Annotated in this window: 7 protein-coding genes, 1 tRNA gene and 1 pseudogene; 7 read left to right on the top strand and 2 right to left on the bottom strand. The window is 58.5% G+C overall.

The genetic code is table 11. The features are described from left to right. The 4 genes and pseudogenes from CW742_RS06865 to CW742_RS06880 all read left to right on the top strand — a co-directional run. Positions 1-200 (top strand): annotated as a pseudogene (locus CW742_RS06865) (hypothetical protein); the annotation flags it as partial. Next, positions 197-412, top strand: coding sequence for a DUF3006 domain-containing protein (locus CW742_RS06870; protein WP_292418299.1), 216 nt, complete (start codon positions 197-199; stop codon positions 410-412). The pseudogene CW742_RS06865 and the gene CW742_RS06870, both read left to right, overlap by 4 nt. A 72-nt stretch (positions 413-484) precedes the next feature. Beyond that, positions 485-694 carry a hypothetical protein gene (locus tag CW742_RS06875; RefSeq protein WP_292418302.1) on the top strand — a complete coding sequence of 70 codons (210 nt, stop codon included), beginning with the start codon at positions 485-487 and terminating at the stop codon, positions 692-694. A gap of 31 nt (positions 695-725) precedes the next feature. After that, the gene (locus tag CW742_RS06880; RefSeq protein WP_292418304.1) at positions 726-1,295 is read left to right on the top strand and encodes a DJ-1/PfpI family protein; all 570 of its coding nucleotides are present in this window, start codon (positions 726-728) and stop codon (positions 1,293-1,295) included. Positions 1,296-1,317: 22 nt separating this feature from the next. Here the strand turns inward: CW742_RS06880 and CW742_RS06885 are convergent, their stop codons facing one another. Both CW742_RS06885 and CW742_RS06890 read right to left on the bottom strand, forming a co-directional pair. Further along, a complete protein-coding gene (locus CW742_RS06885; protein ID WP_292418307.1) occupies positions 1,318-1,725 on the bottom strand; it encodes a hypothetical protein in 408 nt (135 codons plus the stop codon). A 112-nt stretch (positions 1,726-1,837) separates the two neighbouring features. Further along, the gene (locus tag CW742_RS06890; protein ID WP_292418309.1) at positions 1,838-3,538 is read right to left on the bottom strand and encodes an AMP-binding protein; all 1,701 of its coding nucleotides are present in this window, start codon (positions 3,536-3,538) and stop codon (positions 1,838-1,840) included. A 159-nt stretch (positions 3,539-3,697) separates the two neighbouring features. Here CW742_RS06890 and CW742_RS06895 point away from each other — a divergent pair. The 3 genes from CW742_RS06895 to CW742_RS06905 form a co-directional block, all read left to right on the top strand. Then, positions 3,698-3,871 (top strand) — tRNA-Trp (locus tag CW742_RS06895). Between the two features lie 85 nt (positions 3,872-3,956). After that, the gene (locus CW742_RS06900; protein WP_292418312.1) at positions 3,957-4,748 is read left to right on the top strand and encodes a PhzF family phenazine biosynthesis protein; all 792 of its coding nucleotides are present in this window, start codon (positions 3,957-3,959) and stop codon (positions 4,746-4,748) included. A 69-nt stretch (positions 4,749-4,817) separates the two neighbouring features. Further along, positions 4,818-5,148: manganese efflux pump (locus CW742_RS06905; protein ID WP_292418314.1), on the top strand; the 331-nt coding region annotated here is incomplete at its 3' end.

Below are 5,148 nucleotides of genomic sequence, written 5' to 3' on the forward strand. Positions count from 1 at the left end.
CGGGCGCCTTCACTTCCCCGCTCGGCCCCCATCTCCCGGCGGCGGACGTCACGGTCTATTCCGTGGACGGCAGCAGGACGGACACGGCGCTCTTTATGGGCAGGTCCACAACCCTCTGGGGCAACAGCGGGGACCTCGCGGTCCTGCGGGATGGCAGGGGAACGGTCATCGATACGCTGGCTGAAGGGGCAGGAGCATGAAGGCAAACGTTGACCGGATCGAGGAAGGAATCGCAATCCTCATTGACCGGGAGGATGATGCAAGGCGGATCAGCATCCCGGTCCCGCTGCTCCCCCCGGGCAGCCGCGAGGGGGACGTGATCACGCTCACGCTGGAGCGTGACGAAGATGCAACTGCCGCGGCAAAAGCGAGGGTATCCGGCCTGGTGGAGAAACTCAGGAAGCGTTCCTGACCCTCAAAACCACCATGCCCGGGCAATGTAACCCGACAGCGTTTTACCCTTTTACCGACAAATGACGGTACTATGACCCATCACCACGAGGCATTCGAACACCACGATCACCCGGAGCATGATAAGAATCCGCAGGCATGCCGCATCTGTTCGGAATCCTACGATCCCGCGAAAAACCCCTCGTTCCTCGGTATCTGCCAAACCTGCGGGTACAAGATCCTGATCGTGCTCCTCATCATTATGATCTCGACGTCGTATATTGCATGGTTCGGCGTCCTCTGATCCATTTTTCTTCGTCCCAGAGCAATTTCCCATGAAGATCGCGTTTGTTGTGTATGACAATCTAACCCTGCTCGACTTTGCCGGTTCCTACGACCCCCTGACCCGGCTGAGGACCCTGGGATTTGTTCCCGATCTCACGTACGATATCTGTTCCTGCACGGGAGATGTCCGGTCATCGGAAGGCGCCCGGCTTGCAGCCGACAGGGCAGCACCCGATCTTTCTGAATATGATTATGTTATCGTTCCGGGCGGCGACGGGGTCCAGCTGCTCATGAAGGATCCGGAATTCCTGCGCTGGATCGCGGTGGCATCTGAGAGAACAACAGTTGCAGCCCTCTGCGGCGGATCGCTCCTGCTCGGGGCTGCCGGCATGCTGAAGGGAAAGCGGGCGACAACGCACCCGCAGCTTGCGGGATTCCTGAAGCACTTCGCGGGGGAAGTCCTGCCGGACCGGATCGTTGACGAAGGAAACATCATCACGGCCGGCGGAGTGACAGCAGGCATTGATCTCGGCCTGTACCTGTGCGAAAAGATTGCAGGGAGAGAGGTGCGGGAAACAATTGCGGCGCAGATGGACTACAGCGGTTACCGCGTGCGCTAAAAAAGGAAAGAGCCCGTACCATTTACTGGAGAAATACCGGTTCCAGGGTGTACCTGAACGCACCGGCGTCCGATGGAATATCTGCGGTAAGCGTGAATGGTATGGTCTCATGGAACGCGACACGCCCGGCATACCCGTCGGCTGAGGCAAGTCGTTTCCCGGCAGTATCATAGAATGTTGCCCGCACCGTGAGCTTGTCCATCGGAACGCTGCAGATGTTGCTGACATGGCCGGTGAGTGTGATTTCGCGTATGTCCCCGTAGCTCACGCTGTGCGCAGAGTCGTCGATCTGGAAGAAGCAGTCCTTTGCGTTCAGGTTCGCCGGCATGGTGGCCTGCGTTTCGGGAGAAGGCCCGTTGGGGGTGGTGGAAGTGCACCCCGCAATGAAGACCGCGACAAGCACCGTGAGCACAAGGACCGGGACCGGCATGAAACGCGCTCTTTTCATGTATGAGGATGTGGCCTTATGGTGAAAAAGAGTTTCTGCTATGGTATCCGAAAGCCATCAGATCTTGAGGAAGAGAAGAAACGTGTAAAAAATTTTAAGCAGTTTTTATCTGGGCCGCTTCTTCTAACCCGAGCACCTTGATCGATTCTTCGCGCATCTTGAACTTCTGGATCTTGCCCGAGATCGTGATGGGGAACTCCTGCACGAACATGACGTACCGCGGAATCTTGTACCGGGCGATCTTCCCGTTGCAGTAGTCCTTGACTTCCTGCTCGGTCATGGTCTGGCCGGGCTTCATCTTCACCCAGGCGCAGAGTTCCTCGCCGTACTTGACATCCGGGACGCCCGTGATGTACACATCGGAGATCTTCTCGTGGTGGTGCAGGAACTCCTCGATCTCCCGGGGATAGATGTTTTCGCCGCCCCGGATCACCATATCCTTGAGCCGCCCCACGATCTTGAAGTAGCCCTCGTCGTCCATCGTGCCAAGGTCGCCCGTGTGGTTCCAGTGGTCCTTGTCAAGCGTTGCGTGGGTGGCAGCGGGATTGTTGTAGTAGCACTTCATCACGCAGTAACCGCGGGCGCAGATCTCCCCGATCTCACCCGTGGGGACGATCTTGCCGGTGTTGGGGTCGATGATCTTGAGCTCGGTGTGCGGGAATGCCCGGCCAACGGTCGTCACCCGGCGGTCAAGCGGGTCTTTCGTGGTCGTCATCGTGACGCCGGGGCTTGTCTCGGTCTGGCCGTACACGATCACGATCTCGCTCATGTGCATCTTGGTGTTGACCTCCTTCATCACCTCGATGGGACAGGGAGAACCGGCCATGATGCCGGTCCGGAGGGAGCGGAGATCGTACTTGGAGAAGTTCGGGTGGGCGAGCTCGGCGATAAACATGGTCGGGACGCCGTGGACTGCCGTGCAGTGCTCCTTCTCGATGGTCTTCAACACTTCCTCTGCATCAAAGGCAGGGGCGGGCAGGACCATGGTGGAGCCGTGGGTGACGCAGGCGAGGTTGGAGAGGACCATGCCGAAGCAGTGGTAGAACGGGACCGGGATGCAGAGCCGGTCTTTCTCGGAGAAGCCCATACCTTCCCCGATGATGTACCCGTTGTTGAGGACATTGTGATGCGTGAGGACAACACCCTTCGGGAACCCTGTGGTGCCGCTCGTGTACTGGATGTTGATCGGGTCGTCGAAGGTGAGCCCCTCCCCGCGTTCCTTCATCTCGTCAACGGAGATCTCCTCGGATTTTTTCAGGAAGTCTCCCCATGTGAACATACCGTTATAGGGAATGTCGCCAAGGAAGATCGCGTGTTTTAAGAACGGGAACTTCTCGCTTGCGATCTTCCCGGGTTTGCACTCGTATGCCTCGGGGCAGGCCTCGTAGAACATCCCCACGTAGTCCGAGGTCTTGAACCGGCCCTGGACGATCAGGGTCTGGATCTCGGCCTGCTTGAGCACGTACTCGAGCTCATACGTCCGGTACGCCGGGTTGATGTTCACCATGATGGCGCCGATCTTGGACGTGGCAAACTGCACAACCACCCACTCGGCATAGTTCATGGCCCAGATGCCGACCCGGTTGCCCTTCTCCACGCCAAGGCCCATCAGGGCCCGGGCCACGGTGTCGACCTGCTGGAGGAACTCCCTGTACGTCCACCGGATATTCTGGTGCATCGACACGACCGCATCGGTGTCCGGGTATTTTGCTGCAATACTGTCGACCATCTCGCCGATGGTCATGCCCAGCAGGGGGACTGCTGATGTTCCGCACGTGTAACTGCCCTCGACCATTGCACCAGTACTGGGGCAGGGGATTTTATATGCGTGATGATCCGTGGCGGAAGTGGTGCACCTGCCGTCCTGCCTGGGCGGGCACGGGAACAAAACTCTTAAGTTTCTGCAATGCGATTGTATTGAGTCAGCATGGGGATACCGGCCCTGCTGGTGTGAGGGGTTGTGGCCTAGCCCGGTATGGCGACGGGCTCCAGCGGTCTTTGCGTTCAGCCGAGTGCTCAGATGATGAACAATGGGTCTACTGAGAGAAATTCTATGATGACCCGTTGGAGCACTGATGCGCATGTCGGAGAGACCCGTCGATCGTGAGTTCAAATCTCACCAACCCCACGTTTTCTCCTGCGATTTCTTCTGATACTATCCGCATTGTGCCATTTCCGATCCTTTATCTTCACCGGCATGTAATCCATCTTTCATGCAGGCAGAACTGCACCTTGTCGACGCCTTTACGCATGCCCCGTTCCGCGGGAACGTTGCGGGCGTCTGCATTCCGGACGGCCCGGCGGAAGATGCGTGGATGCAGCAGGTGGCTTCCGAGCTGAAGCACTCCGAGACCGCGTTCCTCTTCCCGGAAGGATCGGGCTGGAGACTACGGTGGTTCACACCGGCAAAGGAGGTCGAGCTCTGCGGCCATGCAACGCTTGCCGCTGCGTCCGTGTTGTACGAGACCGGCCGCGTGCCCGAAGGCAGGCAGGTTGTCTTTGAGACACTCTCCGGCAAACTGACCGCCTGGCGGGAGGGCGACTGGATCAGCATGGATTTCCCGGCCGAACCCCCGAAGACCTCCATGGCGATTCCCGGCCTCGGGCAGGCACTGGGTGTCGAACCGCTGTATACCGGGCGAAACCGGTTCGATATCCTTGTCGAGCTCCCCCTTGCTGATGATGTCTGCAGCCTTGAACCGGACATGGAAGCCCTCAACCTCATCAAGGCCCGGGGCATCATTGTCACGGCTGTATCCGATCTGCCGCACTTCGACTTTGTCTCCCGGTTCTTTGCGCCGGCCGTTGGCGTACCCGAAGACCCGGTGACCGGTTCAGCCCATTGCTGCCTTGCGCCCTATTGGGGAGAGAAACTCAAAAAAGAGGAGATGACCGGGTTCCAGTGCTCAGCCCGGGGCGGGTCGGTCCGCGTCAAACTTGCGGGCGACCGGGTCATCCTCTCGGGCAATACGGTGCAGGTCTTTTCGGGAGCGCTGCTGGTCTGACATTATCGTCTGACCTGGCCTTTTTTAGCGCAGCACATATCTGTCGTCCGACCAATCTTAGGAGAATTCATGGATCTCGTCACCCCCGTTGTTATCGGCATCGCGCTTGCGATGGACTGCCTGGCGGTCTCCCTTGCGATCGGGACCTCGACAAAAGAAAATCTCCTGAAAACAGCCATCATCATAGCGCTCTGCTTCGGCGCTTTCCAGGCCGGCATGACGCTCATCGGATGGGCTGCCGGCACCGGTCTTACGATGGTCATTGCCGGGTTCGATCACTGGGTAGCATTCATCCTGCTGGTGGTAATCGGTGCGAAGATGATCCACGAGGGGTTCGGGAACGGGCAGGAGGAGAAGGTCGGGACTCTTCAGTTTCTTCCGGTGATGATACTCTCCCTTG

This window comes from Methanoregula sp. (genome assembly GCF_002835825.1).
GTDB lineage: Archaea > Halobacteriota > Methanomicrobia > Methanomicrobiales > Methanospirillaceae > Methanoregula.